The following is a 14464-nucleotide window of genomic DNA, read 5'->3' as shown; positions in this document are numbered from 1 at the left end:
AGGAGGCCGCGCATGGCGCAGCACCCCGCATCCACCCACCACATCCCCGAGAACCTGCCGGACAAGATCCAGCACTTCATCGACGGAGCCTTCGTCGACAGCGTGTCGGGGAAGACGTTCGACGTGCTCGACCCGGTTTCCAACGAGACTTACGTGCGGGCCGCCGCCGGTCAGAAGGAGGACATCGACCTCGCCGTCGCCGCCGCCACCCGCGCGTTCAAGGAGGGCCCCTGGCCGCGGATGAAGCCCCGCGAGCGTGCCCGCGTGCTGAATCGCATCGCCGACGCGGTCGAGGCACAGGATGCCCGCCTCGCCGAGCTCGAGACCTTCGACACAGGCCTCCCGATCACGCAGGCGCTGGGCCAGGCGCAGCGCGCGGCCGAGAACTTCCGGTTCTTCGCCGACCTGATCGTCGCGCAGGCCGACGACGCCTACAAGGTGCCGGGCAGCCAGCTCAACTACGTCAACCGCAAGCCGATCGGCGTCGCAGGCCTGATCACGCCGTGGAACACCCCGTTCATGCTGGAGAGCTGGAAGCTCGCGCCCGCACTCGCCACCGGCAACACGGTCGTGCTGAAGCCCGCCGAGTTCACTCCGCTGTCCGCGAGCCTCTGGGCCGAGATCTTCCGTGCCGCCGGTGTCCCGGACGGCGTCTTCAACCTGGTCAACGGACTCGGCGAGGAGGCGGGGGACGCGCTGGTGAAGCATCCCGATGTCCCGCTCATCTCCTTCACCGGTGAGAGCCGCACCGGGCAGATCATCTTCGCGAACGCCGCGCCGTTCCTGAAGGGGCTCTCGATGGAGCTCGGCGGCAAGTCGCCCGCGGTCGTCTTCGCCGACGCCGACCTCGACGCTGCCATCGACTCGACTCTGTTCGGCGTGTTCTCGCTGAACGGCGAGCGCTGCACCGCCGGTTCGCGCATCCTCGTCGAGCGTCCGGTCTACGACGAGTTCCTTTCTCGTTACGCCGAGCGCGCCAAGAACATTGTCGTCGGCGATCCGCACGACCCCAAGACCGAGGTCGGCGCGCTCGTGCACCCCGAGCACTACGAGAAGGTGATGAGCTACGTCGAGATCGGCAAGCAGGAGGGCCGGCTGCTCGCCGGCGGCGGTCGTCCGGAGGGTCTCGAGACCGGCAACTACGTCGCCCCCACGGTCTTCGCCGATGTGGCCCCCGACGCACGAATCTTCCAGGAGGAGATCTTCGGACCGGTCGTGGCGATCACCCCGTTCGACACCGACGATCAGGCGCTGGAGCTCGCCAACGGCGTCCGCTACGGCCTCGCCGCCTACCTGTGGACGAGCGACCTGCAGCGCGCGCACACCTTCGCCCAGAACGTCGAGGCCGGGATGGTGTGGCTCAACTCTCACAATGTCCGTGACCTGCGCACGCCGTTCGGCGGCGTGAAGGCCTCCGGACTCGGGCACGAGGGCGGCTACCGCTCAATCGACTTCTACACCGACCAGCAGGCCGTCCACATCACGCTGGGCCCCGTCCACACCGCCCGGTTCGGCGCCACCGTGCACCGGCCGGAGGAGGCTGGAGAGGCGGCCGAGGACGCCGGCGACGCCTGACCCGGCGCCCAACCCGGCGCCCGATCCCCACTCGATTCACTCAATGCAGAGGAACAGCACCACCATGAGCATCACCCCCGGCTCCCCGGAGCCCATCGTGACCGCCGGCGACCCGATCCCGGCGCCGGCCGACCGCATCCCCACGCCGAAGGCCACTCCGCCGGACGTCGTGCGCTGCGCCTACATGGAGCTGGTCGTCACCGACCTCGCCGCCAGCCGCGAGTTCTACGTCGATGTGCTGGACCTCGTCGTGACGGAGGAGGACGAGAACGCCGTGTACCTTCGGTCGTTCGAGGAGTTCATCCACCACAACCTGGTGCTGCGGAAGGGACCGGTCGCGGCCGTCGCCGCCTTCGCGTACCGCGTGCGCACCCCCGAGGACCTGGACCGCGCGGTCGAGTTCTACACCGAGCTCGGCTGCCGGGTGGAGCGTCGCGCCTCCGGCTTCACGAAGGGCGTCGGCGACTCGGTGCGCGTGGAGGACCCGCTCGGCTTCCCCTACGAGTTCTTCTACGAGGTCGAGCACGTCGAGCGCCTCGCCTGGCGCTACGACCTGTACACGCCGGGGGCGCTCGTCCGCATCGACCACTTCAACCAGGTCACGCCGGATGTCCCCAAGGCCGTGAAATATATGGAGGACCTCGGGTTCCGCGTCACCGAGGACATTCAGGACGAAGCGGGCACCACCTATGCCGCGTGGATGCGCCGGAAGCCGACCGTCCACGACACCGCCATGACCGGCGGAGACGGCCCTCGGATGCACCACGTCGCGTTCGCCACGCACGAGAAGCACAACATCATCGCCATCTGCGACAAGCTGGGCGCCCTGCGCCGCAGCGACTGCATCGAGCGCGGCCCCGGCCGCCACGGCGTCTCGAACGCGTTCTACCTGTACCTGCGCGACCCCGACGGCCACCGCGTCGAGATCTACACGCAGGACTACTACACCGGCGACCCGGACAACCCCGTCGTCACCTGGGATGTGCACGACAACCAGCGCCGCGACTGGTGGGGCAACCCCGTCGTCCCCTCCTGGTACACGGAGGCGTCGACGGTCCTCGACCTCGACGGCAACCCGCAGCCGCTGACCAGCCGCACCGACGACTCCGAGATGGAGGTCACCATCGGAGCGGACGGCTTCTCGTACACGCGCAAGCACGACGAGCCGCGGGGCTTCAAGCTGGGAGCGCAGGTCTAGCGCCCATCCACCCCTCGGCGGAGCGGGCGACTTGCTAAGGTCGACCCATGATCCGTTGGGGGGTGGGTCGCGTCGCCGCGGCCCTGGTCGTGGCCGCTGTCGTCGGGCTCGTGTCAGGATGCGCACTGCTCGCTCCGCCACGGCCGGCGCACACCGCTGCCCCCACCGAGGCCCCTGCTGCCGTTCCGATCGCCGAGCAGCTGCCGGACCCGAGGGTTCCCGGTCAGACGATCGGGACCGCCCGGCTCGTGGCCGTGGCGCACGACCCCATCACGGATCCCGTCGCCCAACATCCGCTCACCGGAGATGTGCGCATCGTCGTGAACTCGGACAAGCAGGTGGAGGTGCGCATCCGGCCCACCGGTTCCTCCGGCGCTGGCCTGGCGGCGCTCTCCGGCCTCGACCTGTTGATGTCCGGAAAGAGGTACGACGGCCTGCCGGAGAACATCCAGGCCCAAAGCAGATTCAGCCTGATCTCAGACCTGAACAGAGTCGACCCGGACGGCGAGCTCGTCCTGCAACTCGCGCCGGGCTTTGAAGCCCTCAACGACCCGTCGTTCCTGCACTCCATCGAAGAGTCCGTCTCCAGCGACGCCCGGGTGATCGCCGTCGCAGCGGTCACGTGGACCCTGCCTTCCCCCTTCCCGCATCTGAAGGCAGTGGACCACGGAGTGGTCTTGTACGCCCACGGCCGCGTCCTGATGGACGGCGACACTCTCGCCACGTACATCCCGAACCCGCTCGACACGCTCTACATGGTGTCCCGCCGGTTCGGCCTCACCGAGGTGCAGCTGGTCTGGCTGAACCCGGAGCTGCTGATCGGTGCGTCCGAACCCATGCTGAAGCAGGGAATCGGCGTCAACCTGGATCCGGCTCGCCGCTAGACCTGCGTGGCTGTCGGACCGCGCACGAGGTGGAGGTGGTGGATGCCCTCCTCCACTTTCTCCTCGCCGTCCGGCCGGAAGTCGGCCTTGCGGTAGAACGCCTGCGCCCGTGGGTTGGGATCGGCCACCCAGAGGGAGGCCGGCTCGTCGCCGAGCACCGCATCGAGAAGTCCTCGGCCGAGGCCCGAGCCGTGGTGATCGGCGAGCAGGTAGAGGAGGTAGAGCTCGGTCGGGCGCGCGGCTTCCGTCGCGTCACTGGCGGGCCCGGACATCGCGATGCCGACGATCCGGCCGTCGCGTTCGGCCACGGCGACCCTGTTGCCGGAGAAGCGTTCGTCGGTGAGGGCGGCGGTCCAGAATCGGACCCGGCGCTCCAGAAGGCCGGGGTCGTCGAGCAACTCGTCGCTCATGATGCCGCGGTACGTCTGCCGCCACGACTCGACGTGCACCTGTGCCATCGCGGCGGCATCCTCCGGCCTCGCACGGCGGATGTCAGCGTGCATCGCCGCCCGCCCCTACCGCCGGGGCATCACGGTGGACGACGTAGACGTGCAGCAGACGCCCCTCCGCCGCGAAGCCGTGGCGCTCGTAGACGACGACGGCTCGCGGGCTGGAGTGGACGGTCACGCGCTCAAGGCCCAGCTCGCGTGCACGGCCCACGATCGCGTCGATCAGACGTCCGCCGATGCCGCGGTTGCGCCGGCCGGGTTCCACGTAGGCGCACTGCAGGTCGCCGGAGGCCCTATCGAACGCCCGAGCGCTCGGCACGCGGGGCACGATTGCGAGCCACGTCATCCCGACGACCCGGCCATCCTCCACGGCGACGAAGCACTCGTGGGAGTCGCGGTGACCTCCGGCCCAGGCGGCGAACTGCGCCGCGAAGACCTCGCGAGCATCCAGCGCCTCTCCGCCGAACTCGTACACCGAGTCCCAGCGCAGACCGCCGACCGCCTCCCACTCGCCAGGCAGCGCCGGACGGACCTCCACCTCGCCCACGGCGGAGTGCGTCAGTGCGAGCCGAGCTGCGTGCCGACCATGGAGTAGCCTCCGCGGGGATCTTGCGACGCCTGCGGTTCGTCGAACCGCGCGTTCGCTTTGCCCGGCATGCTTTCCGGGACCGCACGCAGGCGGACCGCCGCGACGATCGCGAGCACCGTAGCCGCCACGAGAACCGCACCAGCGGCCACGAGCATCCAGCCGATCGCCGAGCCGCGCGTGAGCTCCACGACGCCCAGCGGAGCCGTCAGCCACACGCCGACACCGGCCAGGCAGGCGAGCACGATGAGCAGGATGCTGCGCCGCCTGCGCCGCTCGGCCTGCTCGAACTCCTTCATCAACTGCGTCATGGTGGACCCCCTTTTCGCCCACCCTACCGGGCCTCCGCCCTATTACGTCAGTTCCACGACCTCGAATCGATTCCCGTCGGGATCGTGCGCGGCGAACATGGCGGGGACGCCCGGCCAGCGCAGCACTTCGCCCACCTCGCCGCCGCCCCGGACCAGCGCGTCGTGAGCGCGGTCCGCATCCTTCGCTTCGAAGCGGATGCCGGTCTCCACCCCCGCCGGCGCCTCGTCTTTCTGCAGGACCAGCGAGACCGTCACCGGTGAGCCCGGCGCACCGAGCATGATCCACCGGCCGCCGAGCTGCGGCACCGGCGCATCCATCCGCACCTCCAGCCCCAGGACGTCCCGATAGAACGCGAGTGCGCGATCCTGATCCGCGACCAGGATGCCGATCGTGCTCACGCCGACGATGCCGGCGCCCTCCGTGTCTGTCATGGGCCGTATCCTCCCGCTGTGGACGCCGGATGGGAAGACGGTCGATCGAAGGAGATCCGGGCGGGTTTCTCCTTCGTTAACGGTCCGCACAGAGGCTCTCCTATGATGCAAGGGTCGAAAGGGATGCGCATGGCCAGACACAGACGCGAGGAGGCCGCCGCCGAGCAGGCGGAGGCCCAGGCCGAAGCGGCCACAGCTGCCACCGAGGTGGACGACGACTTCGTCGACGCGGATGAAGAACTGGAAGCGGACGAAGAGCCCGATTGAATGCGGACCCGAGCGTTTTGTGACGCGCCCGACATGCAGAAAACCCCGGTGATCACCGGGGTTTCGACTGGATTTTACTGCTGGGGTACCTGGACTCGAACCAAGAACAACGGTACCAGAAACCGCCGTGTTGCCAATTACACCATACCCCATCGCTCCGGACCACGGCCCGGGCACGAGAACCAACTCTAGCCTACCCGAAGGCCGGACTACAAAACGGCGGCGTCCTCCAGGGAGAGCCCGATGAGGTCACGGTTGAGCGCCGCCGCGACCACCGCGCCGGACCCCGCCGCCACGATCAGCTGCTGCGGACCGGGGGCCGTCGTCTCCCCTGCGGCGTATACGCCGGGCAGGGAGGTACGGCCGTGCGCGTCTGTGAGGAGGTAGCCCTCCGAGTCGCTGTCGAGGTCCAGATCCTCCGCGAATGCGAGGGCGGGCGACCACACGGGACGGAGGAATCCGCCGGCCCGCGCGATGGTCGTGCCGTCCTCCATCCGGATGCCGGTCATCACGCCCTTCTCCCCCACCACGTCGTCGATCCGGCGGCGCTCGACGGTCACGCCGAGCCGCGCGAGCGCGCGCTCCTCGTCCACCTCGACGACGTCTGCGCCGTTCGTGAACACGAGGAGGTCGTCCGTCCACTGCGTGAGAAGCAGGGCGCGCTCGGCGAGATCGGATGTCTCGCCGATGAGGGCGAGCGGCTTACCCGCCGACTCGTACCCGTCGCACTCGATGCAGCTGTGCAGCTGGGTCCCGTAGAAGGCGCGCAGGCTCGGGATGGCCGGCATCGTCTCCGTCACGCCCGTCGCGATCAGTACGGTGTCCGTGCGCACGTCGACATCCGCGCCGCCGCGCACTCCGCGGGCGGTGACCCGGAAGCCGTCACCCTCGACGGACACGGCGCCCACCTGCGCGAAGACCACGGATGCGTTCTCGTACGCATCGACCTCCTCCCGGCCCATCCGTCGCAGCTCGAGCGGAGAGATGCCGTCGCGGGTCAGGAAGCCGTGCGCGAGCAGGGTCGCGGCGTGCCGGGGACGGTTGCCGTCCACCACCAGCACGCGCCGCCGGGCGCGTGCCAGGTTGAGCGCCGCCGACAGCCCGGCCGGGCCGCCGCCGATGACGACGACCTCGTACGACGAATCGTCGGCCATCGCGCCTATCCCAGTGCCGCCGACAGCCGGTCCAGCCGCGCGATCGTCTCGTCCTTGCCGAGGATCTCCATCGACTCGAACAGTGGCGGCGACACCCGGCGACCGGACAGGGCGACCCGGAGCGGGCCGAAGGCGACCCGGGGCTTCAATCCGAGCCCCTCGATCAGCGCGTCGCGCAGGGCGGACTCGATGCTCTCGTGCGTCCACTCTGCCTCGGGAACAAGCTCCAGGGCGCCGAGAGATGCGGCCAGCACCTCGCCGGCGTTGTCCGGAAGGGACGCGCGCGCGTCCTCCTCGATCACGAGGGATACCGCATCGGTGAACAGGAAGCCCAGCATCCCGGGCGTCTCCCCCAGCAGCTGGACGCGCTCCTGGACGAGCGGCGCCGCCTTCGCGAGCACCTCGTGCTGGGCGGGCGTCAGCGGCTCCTCGAGCACACCGGCCGCGACGAGGTACGGGATGGTGCGCTCGGCGAAGTCGGAGACATCGAGCAGACGGATGTGGTCCCCGTTGATCGACTCGGCCTTCTTCAGGTCGAAGCGCGCCGGGTTCGGGTTCACGTCCTTCACGTCGAACGCCGCCACCATCTCCTCCAGCGAGAAGACGTCGCGGTCGTGCGTCAGCGACCAGCCGAGCAGCGCCAGGTAGTTCACCAGCCCCTCGGGGATGAAGCCGCGGTCACGGTGGTGGAACAGGTTCGACGACGGGTCGCGCTTGGACAGCTTCTTGTTACCCTCGCCCATGACGTACGGGAGGTGACCGAAACGCGGGACGAAGGTCGTCACTCCTGCGTCGATCAGCGCGTGGTACAGCGCGATCTGCCGCGGGGTGGAGGACAGCAGGTCCTCACCGCGGAGCACGTGCGTGATGCCCATGAGGGCGTCATCCACCGGGTTCACGAACGTGTAGAGGGGATGCCCATTCGGCCGCACGACGACGAAGTCGCTGAACGAACCGGCCTTGAAGGTGATCTCGCCCCGCACCAGGTCGTCGAAACTGAGGTCGTCGTCCGGCACCCGCAGCCGCAGAGCGGGCTCCCGGCCCTCGGCGCGGTAGGCGGCCTTCTGCTCGTCGGTGAGGTGGCGCTCGAAGTTGTCGTAGCCGAGCTTCGGGTCGCGGCCCAGCGAGATGTTGCGGGCCTCGATCTCTTCGGCGGTGGCGAAGCTCTCGTAGATGTGACCGGAGGCACGGAGACGCTCGATCAGGTCCTGGTAGATGCCGTAGCGCTGCGACTGCCGGTACGGGCCGTCGGGGCCGCCCACGTCGATACCCTCGTCCCAGTCGAGGCGGAGCCAGCGGAGCGCATCCAGGATCTGCTGGTAGCTCTCCTCGCTGTCGCGCGCGGCGTCGGTGTCTTCGATACGGAAGATCAGCTTGCCGCCGGTGTGGCGCGCGTACGCCCAGTTGAACAGGGCCGTGCGGATGAGGCCGACGTGCGGCGTGCCGGTGGGCGACGGGCAGAACCGCACGCGCACATCGGCGCCTTCGGCGGTGGAGAACGGGTGAGCGATCGAGTCAGACATACGTCTTCGATCCTACCGGGGACGCTCCTGTGGGGGCGCGCTACTTCGGAGCGCGCACCGGATTCACCAGCGAACCGACGCCCTCGACCTCCACCTCGACAGTGTCGCCGGGATTCATCGGGCCGATGCCCGACGGCGTCCCGGTCAGGATGACATCCCCGGGCAGCAGCGTGAACACGCTCGACGCGTAGGCGATGATCGAGGGGATGTCGTGCACCATGTCCGAGATCGGCGCCTCCTGCTTGAGCTCGCCATTCAGTCGCGTGCGCAGGATTGCGTCCGGTGCGAGCTCCGTCTCGATCACCGGCCCGAGCGGGCAGAACGTGTCGAAGCCTTTCGCGCGCGTCCACTGCCCGTCCTTCTCCTGCAGGTCACGGGCGGTCACGTCGTTGGCGACCGTGTAGCCGAAGATGTGCGCGGCGGCGTCCTCGGCGCGGACGTTGCGGGCGATCTTCCCGATCACGACGGCCAGCTCGCCCTCGTAGTCGACGCGCTGCGACTGCGGCGGCACGACGATCGCATCGCCCAGGCCGATCACCGCGGTGTTCGGCTTCAGGAACAGCAGCGGCTCTCCGGGCGCCTCACCGCCCATCTCGGCGGCGTGCTCACGGTAGTTCTTGCCGACGGCGACCACCTTCGAGCGCGGGATGACCGGCGCGAGCAGCGAGCCGACCTTGCCGAGCGGCACGCGCTCCCCGGTCGTGTCGAACCCGGTGAACATCGGGTCGCCGGCGAGCACCACCAGGGCGTCCTCGTCCACGATGCCGTAGTCGATCACCGGCGAGGTCGAGCCGTCGCGGGTGTGGCTGAAACGTGCGATCTTCACGAGTTCGAGCCTAGCGCCGAGAGGATGCGCGCGAGGGGTCGCCCTCGGCGTAGCCCGAATGGACCTCGGGGTCGAGCCGGTGGGCGGCGGCCAGTTTCGCGACCAGCGCCGTGAACACGTCCCGCTCCTCCGCCGCGAGAGGCGCGAGGAGATCGGCGCTCTGGGTGTCGGCGGCGGCACGCAGGGTGCCGAGGGCGACGTCCCCCGCTTCCGTCACCTCCAGCCGATGATTGCGGCGGTCCAGCGGGTCGCGGCTCCGCATCACCAGGCCCGCCGCCTCGAGCGCATCGACGAGAACGACTACCCGGCTGGGAGCGGAGCCCAGCCGCGTCGCCAGCGCTCGCTGGCTCAGCCCGGGCTCTCTGGAGAGGATGCGCAAGACGCCGGCCGTCGCGGGCGTCAGCCCGGACGGCTTGATGAGTTCGCCGAAACGGGCTGAGGCGAAGGCGCCGAGCTGGGAGACGAGGAACCCGATGCGAGCGGGCCGACTTGAGGTCACACAGCGATCATAGCTCCATTGACAGAATGATTCACCGTATGCATCATTAATGGCATGACCGAACTGAACCCCTCCCCGAGCCGCCGCTCGCAATCGGGCGGCCCGCCTCTCGGCCCGCTGGCGATCGTCGCCTTCGTCTTGACGCTTGCCGGAGTCGCGACGCTGCTGGTGGGAACCGGATCCGCGCCCGACCCGTTCGCCACCCCTCGCGAGGTGGCCGCCTGGTATGCGCTGAATCCGACCGCGGTGCGCGTCGGGGCACTGCTGACCTTCGGGTCGGCCGTCCCTCTCGGAATCTTCGCCGCCACGGTCTACGCACGTCAGTTACGTCTGGGCGTGCGCGTTCCCGGTCCCGTCATCGGGCTGTACGGCGGGATCGCCGCGTCGTTCGCGCTGCTGACCTCCGCCCTCGTCACCTGGTCGCTCAGCTTCCCGAGCGGACCCGGTGCGGATGCGGTCACCGCCACCCTCGCTCGCTTCGCCTTCGGGTTCGGCGGAGTGGGCTACGCCACCGGGCTCGGCCTGCTGATGGCCGGCATCGCCGTCCCGGCCTACATCCTCCGGCTGCTCCCCCGCTGGGTCGCCGGAATCGGGCTCGTGCTCGGCGCTCTCGGCGAGCTGTCGTTCCTCACGCTCGCCCTCGAGCCGTTGCAGCCTCTGCTTCCCATCGTCCGTTTCGGCGGAGGCGCGTGGCTGATCGCCATCGCGTTCCTGCTCCCAGTGAACCGGGCGAAACGCCGGCCGCGGGGCGCAGACGACGGAGGCATCGGAGCAGAGGGCGAGGACGTGCCGTGAGCACGGCGCTCGTCGTCGGCGCCAACGGCCTGATCGGTTCGGCGATCGCCCGTAGGATCGCCGCGAACTCGGATCGGATGCTCCTCGTCGCCCGCGACGCCGCTCAGCTGGACGCGCTGGCGGCCGAGCTGCGAGCCGAGGGGGTCATCGTCTCCACGGGCGCGTTCGACGCTGCCGAGCCCGGCGCGGTGCGCGGTTTCCTGACTGCGAATGCGGACGACGGCATCGACGTCGCGGTGAACAATGCCGGCGTATCGCATCCGCCGACACCCTTCGCAGATCTCCCCGAAGAGGTCGTCGTCCATATTCTCCATACGGACCTCACCGGGCTCGCGCTGTGTCTGCAGGCCGAGCTGTCCCTGATCCGCGACGGCGGTGCGATCGTGAACGTGTCATCGACCGCGGGAATCGGCGGGGCACCGGGCATGGGCGCATACGCCGCAGCCAAGCACGGCGTCGTCGGACTGACCCGCACCGCCGCCCTCGACTATGCCGCCCGCGGCATCCGCATCAACGCGGTCTGCCCCGGTCCGATCGAATCGGGGCTCGTCATGGCGCAGCCCGCCGCAGTCCGTGAGGCCATCGGGTCGTACATCCCGATGCGGCGCATGGGCCGCGCCGACGAGGTGGCAGAGGCCGTCGCCTGGCTGGCCTCCCCGGCGGCGTCCTTCGTCACGGGTGTCGCCCTTCCCGTCGACGGCGGCAAGACCGCGGCCGCCTGACCGGGCATCGCCCTCTTTCGGACCGCTGCGACGAGCTAGGAGTCCGCGTCCAGCGCCGAGAGGATGCGCGCGAGGGCGGGCGTCGGGATGCCGTGGCGCTCGCCCACACGTATGAGCGCCCCGCCGAGCGCGTCGAGTTCGCTCGGCGCACCGGCCGCGAGATCCTCCTGAAGGGAGGTCCGCATCCCGCCGGGGACGCTGCGGAGAGCGCGCACGAGGTCCAGTTCGGAGGCCGGCACGCCCTCGGCCGTCGAGCAGGCGGCGACCTCGGAGACGACGGCCTCCGTCAGCTCCGGGTCCTCGCTCAGTGCAGCACCCGCCGGCTGCCGCCAGTACGACGTGAGCAGCGCAAGGGAGGCGAGCAGGCGGAACTTCGCCCACAGTACTTCCGCCTCGCTGCCACTGACCCGCACGCTCGGACCCGCATCCGTCAGCGCCCGCACGGCCGCGAAATCCGCAGCGGACTCGGGGGCTTCGACGCGGACGAACGGGCTGCGGTGGTCGATCACGGTGGTGGATGCGCGCAGAGCCGACACGGCGACGGACGCACCAGCGACCGGAATCCCGGGCAGGGCGTCCCGCAGCGGCCGCATGTGCTCGATCCCGTTCAGGAACGAGATCACCTCGGCGGGGTTCGCGGAGACGATCCCGGGGAGCACATCCTCCAGCCCGTAGGACTTCGTCGCGAGGATGACGCTCGCACCCTCCGGCACCTCGGTGGCGGCCCTCACCCGCTCGATGCCGCTGCCGAACAGCTCGCTCCGTACCTCGATGCCGTCGCGGTTGATCGCATCCACCGTCGCCTGCCGCCCGACCGCGACCACGTCGTGCCCGGCGCGCCGCAGCAACCACGCGAGCAGTCCACCGACTGCTCCCGGTCCGACGACCGCGAACACGGTCTCGTCACCGTCCGTCACCCCACACTCCCCTCATCCGCCTCGCCGAGGTGCTCGCAGGTGCGGGGGCGCACGGCGTGTCGAGGGCAACTGCGAGCACCTCGCGAAATGGAAACCTACGCGTCGAGGCGGTACATCCAGTTGTGGCGGTCGTGGATGCGGCCGTACTGGATGTCGGTGAGTTCCTGGCGCAGCGACATGGTCAGCTCGCCGGGAGGCGCCGTGATGTCGCCCACCGTGAAGGTGTCCGACTTCAGCTCGCCGATCGGAGTGATAACCGCGGCCGTCCCGCAGGCGAACACCTCGACGATGTCGCCGGACTCCACGCCGTCGCGCCACTCGTCCAGGGTCACCTTGCGGCGCTCCACGGTGTGGCCACGATCGCGCGCGAGCTGCAGGACCGAGTCGAGGGTGATGCCCTCGAGGATGCTGTCCGACTCTGGCGTCACCAGCGTGCCGTCCTTACGGACCAGCACGACGTTCATCCCGCCAAGCTCTTCGAGATACGTGCCCTCGACCGAGTCGAGGAAGAGCACCTGTGCGCAGCCGTGCTCGTACGCCTCCGCCTGGGGCAGCAGGCTGGAGGCGTAGTTGCCGCCGGTCTTCGCCGCACCCGTGCCGCCCTTGCCTGCGCGCGACCAGCGGTCGGACAGCCAGATGGACACCGGGGCGACACCGCTCGGGAAGTACGCGCCCGCGGGGCTGGCGATCAGGTAGTAGGCGACCTTGTTGGCCGGGCGCACGCCGAGGAACGCCTCCTTGGCGAACATGAACGGCCGCAGGTACAGGCTCGTCTCCGCCGCATCCGGAACCCAGTCGCCGTCGACCGCGATCAGCTGCTTGAGCGAGTCGAGGAAGTGCTCCACCGGCAGCTCGGGCAGCGCCAGCCGGTAGGCCGAGCGCTGCATGCGCGCCGCGTTCGCCTCCGGGCGGAAGGCCCAGATCGAGCCGTCCTGGTGGCGGTAGGCCTTGAGCCCCTCGAAGATCTCCTGCGCGTAGTGGAACACCGCGGCCGAGGGCTCCAGCTGGATGGGGCCGTACGGTGAGACGCGCGGCCGGTGCCAGCCGCCCTTCGCCGACCAGCAGATGTCGACCATGTGGTCGGTGAAGTAGTTGCCGAACCCCGGATCCGCCAGGATCTCCGCACGTGCGGCCGCCTCGCGGGCGGCCTCATTGCGGCTGACGTTCCAGAGCAGACCCGACGTCTCGGTGGGTCCGTTGGTGAGAGAGATGCTGGTCGAGGTCATGACTGGTCCTTTACGCGACGGTGAATCAATTCTGCGCCACTCGCGCGGCGATCGCGTCGCCGATCTCGGCGGTCGTTCGCGCAGCGCCCGTGCGGGCGGCGAGGTCGGCGGTCACCGCCTGCTCGACACGCTCGGCCAGCTCCTTCTCGCCCAGGTGGCGGAGCAGGAGCGCGGTGGAGAGGATCGCGGCGGTGGGGTCGGCCTTCTGCTGGCCGGCGATGTCGGGGGCCGATCCGTGAACCGGCTCGAACATGCTCGGAAAGGCCCCGGCCGGGTTGATGTTGCCCGAGGCCGCCAGCCCGATGCCGCCGCTGATCGCGGCCGCGAGGTCGGTGAGGATGTCGCCGAAGAGGTTGTCCGTGACGATCACGTCGAATCTACCAGGATCCGTGACCAGGAAGATGGTCGCCGCATCCACGTGCAGGTAATCGACCGCGACGTCGGGATGCTCGGCGGCCACCGCATCCACGATCCGCTTCCACAGACCGCCGGCGAAGGTGAGGACGTTCGTCTTGTGCACGAGGGTCAGCTTCCGGCGTCGCTGCTCGGCCTGCTCGAACGCGAACCGCACGACGCGCTCGACGCCGTAGGCGGTGTTCACCGACACCTCGTTGGCGATCTCGTGGTCGGTGCCCTGCCGGATCGCGCCGCCGTTGCCGACGTACGGCCCCTCGGTGCCCTCGCGAACCACGACGAAGTCGACGTCGCCCGGGTTCGCGAGCGGGCTCGCGATGCCCGGGAACAACGTCGTCGGGCGAAGATTGACGTAGTGGTCGAGCGAGAAGCGCAGCTTCAACAGCAGACCACGCTCGATGTTCGCCCCCGCGAGCCGCGGGTCACCGGGCTTGCCGCCGACCGCGCCGAGCAGGATGGCGTCGTGCGCAGCGATTGCGGCCAGGTCGTCGTCCGTCAGCACGTCACCGGTGGCCAGGTAGCGGTCGGCGCCGAGGGAGAAGTGCGTCTTCTCGAACGACAGGTCGCTGCCGTCCACCACCGCGTCGAGCACCTTGACGGCCTCGCCGATGACCTCCGGACCGATCCCGTCCCCGGGGATGACGGCGAGCTTGACGGAACGGGACATGGCACTCCTGCGCTGATCG

The 14464-nt window shown here is 69.5% G+C and carries 17 protein-coding genes and 1 tRNA gene; 6 read left to right on the top strand and 12 right to left on the bottom strand.

Annotation, left to right across the window (positions count from 1 at the left end; all coding sequences use genetic code 11):
- Positions 1-12: 12 nt before the first annotated feature.
- From hpaE to AB7E03_RS01920, 3 genes are all read left to right on the top strand, one after another.
- Positions 13-1575, top strand: a complete 1563-nt coding sequence (gene hpaE, locus AB7E03_RS01930) for a 5-carboxymethyl-2-hydroxymuconate semialdehyde dehydrogenase (protein ID WP_489938814.1) — start codon at positions 13-15, stop codon at positions 1573-1575.
- 64 nt (positions 1576-1639) lie between these two features.
- On the top strand, positions 1640-2773 hold the full coding sequence (gene hpaD / locus AB7E03_RS01925) for a 3,4-dihydroxyphenylacetate 2,3-dioxygenase (protein WP_489938812.1): 1134 nt from the start codon (positions 1640-1642) through the stop codon (positions 2771-2773).
- Positions 2774-2820: 47 nt separating this feature from the next.
- Positions 2821-3657, top strand: coding sequence for a hypothetical protein (locus AB7E03_RS01920; protein WP_489938810.1), 837 nt, complete (start codon positions 2821-2823; stop codon positions 3655-3657).
- Here AB7E03_RS01920 and AB7E03_RS01915 read toward each other — a convergent pair.
- From AB7E03_RS01915 to AB7E03_RS01900, 4 genes are read right to left on the bottom strand one after another with little or no spacing between them, the layout of a single operon-like run.
- The gene (locus AB7E03_RS01915; protein WP_489938808.1) at positions 3654-4115 is read right to left on the bottom strand and encodes a GNAT family N-acetyltransferase; all 462 of its coding nucleotides are present in this window, start codon (positions 4113-4115) and stop codon (positions 3654-3656) included. The genes AB7E03_RS01920 and AB7E03_RS01915 overlap by 4 nt on opposite strands.
- Positions 4116-4149: 34 nt before the next feature.
- Entirely contained in the window at positions 4150-4653 is a 504-nt protein-coding gene (locus tag AB7E03_RS01910) for a GNAT family N-acetyltransferase (protein WP_489938806.1), read from the bottom strand.
- A gap of 11 nt (positions 4654-4664) precedes the next feature.
- Positions 4665-5003: a hypothetical protein gene (locus tag AB7E03_RS01905; protein ID WP_489938804.1), complete on the bottom strand. Its 339-nt coding sequence runs from the start codon at positions 5001-5003 to the stop codon at positions 4665-4667.
- Positions 5004-5045: 42 nt separating this feature from the next.
- Entirely contained in the window at positions 5046-5435 is a 390-nt protein-coding gene (locus AB7E03_RS01900; RefSeq protein ID WP_489938802.1) for a VOC family protein, read from the bottom strand.
- Positions 5436-5564: 129 nt separating this feature from the next.
- Between AB7E03_RS01900 and AB7E03_RS01895 the strand changes: the two genes are divergently transcribed.
- The gene (locus tag AB7E03_RS01895) at positions 5565-5702 is read left to right on the top strand and encodes a hypothetical protein (protein ID WP_489938800.1); all 138 of its coding nucleotides are present in this window, start codon (positions 5565-5567) and stop codon (positions 5700-5702) included.
- 80 nt (positions 5703-5782) lie between these two features.
- Here the strand turns inward: AB7E03_RS01895 and AB7E03_RS01890 are convergent.
- The 5 genes from AB7E03_RS01890 to AB7E03_RS01870 all read right to left on the bottom strand — a co-directional run bounded on the left by AB7E03_RS01890 (position 5783) and on the right by AB7E03_RS01870 (position 9704).
- Positions 5783-5854: transfer RNA gene (locus AB7E03_RS01890), tRNA-Gln, on the bottom strand.
- A gap of 57 nt (positions 5855-5911) precedes the next feature.
- Complete coding sequence (locus AB7E03_RS01885) at positions 5912-6856, bottom strand: NAD(P)/FAD-dependent oxidoreductase (RefSeq protein WP_489938798.1); 945 nt, start codon at positions 6854-6856, stop codon at positions 5912-5914.
- A 5-nt stretch (positions 6857-6861) separates the two neighbouring features.
- A complete protein-coding gene (gltX, locus tag AB7E03_RS01880; protein WP_489938796.1) occupies positions 6862-8379 on the bottom strand; it encodes a glutamate--tRNA ligase in 1518 nt (505 codons plus the stop codon).
- Positions 8380-8419: 40 nt separating this feature from the next.
- Positions 8420-9205, bottom strand: coding sequence for a fumarylacetoacetate hydrolase family protein (locus AB7E03_RS01875; protein WP_489938794.1), 786 nt, complete (start codon positions 9203-9205; stop codon positions 8420-8422).
- Between the two features lie 10 nt (positions 9206-9215).
- Positions 9216-9704, bottom strand: coding sequence for a MarR family winged helix-turn-helix transcriptional regulator (locus AB7E03_RS01870; RefSeq protein ID WP_489938792.1), 489 nt, complete (start codon positions 9702-9704; stop codon positions 9216-9218).
- 54 nt (positions 9705-9758) lie between these two features.
- On the opposite strand from AB7E03_RS01870, the gene AB7E03_RS01865 reads away from it, so the two are divergent.
- Both AB7E03_RS01865 and AB7E03_RS01860 read left to right on the top strand, forming a co-directional pair.
- Positions 9759-10499 carry a hypothetical protein gene (locus AB7E03_RS01865; protein ID WP_489938790.1) on the top strand — a complete coding sequence of 247 codons (741 nt, stop codon included), beginning with the start codon at positions 9759-9761 and terminating at the stop codon, positions 10497-10499.
- A complete protein-coding gene (locus AB7E03_RS01860; protein WP_489938788.1) occupies positions 10496-11221 on the top strand; it encodes an SDR family NAD(P)-dependent oxidoreductase in 726 nt (241 codons plus the stop codon). Before AB7E03_RS01865 ends, AB7E03_RS01860 begins: the two co-directional genes overlap by 4 nt.
- Positions 11222-11256: 35 nt before the next feature.
- Here the strand turns inward: AB7E03_RS01860 and AB7E03_RS01855 are convergent, their stop codons facing one another.
- The 3 genes from AB7E03_RS01855 to AB7E03_RS01845 all read right to left on the bottom strand — a co-directional run bounded on the left by AB7E03_RS01855 (position 11257) and on the right by AB7E03_RS01845 (position 14445).
- Positions 11257-12138 carry a ketopantoate reductase family protein gene (locus AB7E03_RS01855; RefSeq protein WP_489938786.1) on the bottom strand — a complete coding sequence of 294 codons (882 nt, stop codon included), beginning with the start codon at positions 12136-12138 and terminating at the stop codon, positions 11257-11259.
- A gap of 95 nt (positions 12139-12233) precedes the next feature.
- Positions 12234-13364 carry a branched-chain amino acid aminotransferase gene (locus AB7E03_RS01850; RefSeq protein ID WP_489938784.1) on the bottom strand — a complete coding sequence of 377 codons (1131 nt, stop codon included), beginning with the start codon at positions 13362-13364 and terminating at the stop codon, positions 12234-12236.
- Between the two features lie 25 nt (positions 13365-13389).
- A complete protein-coding gene (locus AB7E03_RS01845) occupies positions 13390-14445 on the bottom strand; it encodes a 3-isopropylmalate dehydrogenase (RefSeq protein WP_489938782.1) in 1056 nt (351 codons plus the stop codon).
- Between the last annotated feature and the right edge of the window lie 19 nt (positions 14446-14464).

It is taken from the genome of Leifsonia sp. RCC_180 (assembly GCF_058138205.1).
This window is presented reverse-complemented; position numbering and strand designations above follow the sequence as displayed.

What these genes read in the sequence shown, in the direction of transcription:
- hpaE (WP_489938814.1), top strand. Translation starts at nt 13, where the DNA reads ATGGCGCAGCACCCCGCATCCACCCACCACATCCCCGAGAACCTGCCG.
- hpaD (WP_489938812.1), top strand. Translation starts at nt 1,640, where the DNA reads ATGAGCATCACCCCCGGCTCCCCGGAGCCCATCGTGACCGCCGGCGAC.
- AB7E03_RS01920 (WP_489938810.1), top strand. Translation starts at nt 2,821, where the DNA reads ATGATCCGTTGGGGGGTGGGTCGCGTCGCCGCGGCCCTGGTCGTGGCC.
- AB7E03_RS01915 (WP_489938808.1), bottom strand. Translation starts at nt 4,115, where the DNA reads ATGGCACAGGTGCACGTCGAGTCGTGGCGGCAGACGTACCGCGGCATC.
- AB7E03_RS01905 (WP_489938804.1), bottom strand. Translation starts at nt 5,003, where the DNA reads ATGACGCAGTTGATGAAGGAGTTCGAGCAGGCCGAGCGGCGCAGGCGG.
- AB7E03_RS01900 (WP_489938802.1), bottom strand. Translation starts at nt 5,435, where the DNA reads ATGACAGACACGGAGGGCGCCGGCATCGTCGGCGTGAGCACGATCGGC.
- AB7E03_RS01895 (WP_489938800.1), top strand. Translation starts at nt 5,565, where the DNA reads ATGGCCAGACACAGACGCGAGGAGGCCGCCGCCGAGCAGGCGGAGGCC.
- AB7E03_RS01885 (WP_489938798.1), bottom strand. Translation starts at nt 6,856, where the DNA reads ATGGCCGACGATTCGTCGTACGAGGTCGTCGTCATCGGCGGCGGCCCG.
- gltX (WP_489938796.1), bottom strand. Translation starts at nt 8,379, where the DNA reads ATGTCTGACTCGATCGCTCACCCGTTCTCCACCGCCGAAGGCGCCGAT.
- AB7E03_RS01865 (WP_489938790.1), top strand. Translation starts at nt 9,759, where the DNA reads ATGACCGAACTGAACCCCTCCCCGAGCCGCCGCTCGCAATCGGGCGGC.
- AB7E03_RS01850 (WP_489938784.1), bottom strand. Translation starts at nt 13,364, where the DNA reads ATGACCTCGACCAGCATCTCTCTCACCAACGGACCCACCGAGACGTCG.
- AB7E03_RS01845 (WP_489938782.1), bottom strand. Translation starts at nt 14,445, where the DNA reads ATGTCCCGTTCCGTCAAGCTCGCCGTCATCCCCGGGGACGGGATCGGT.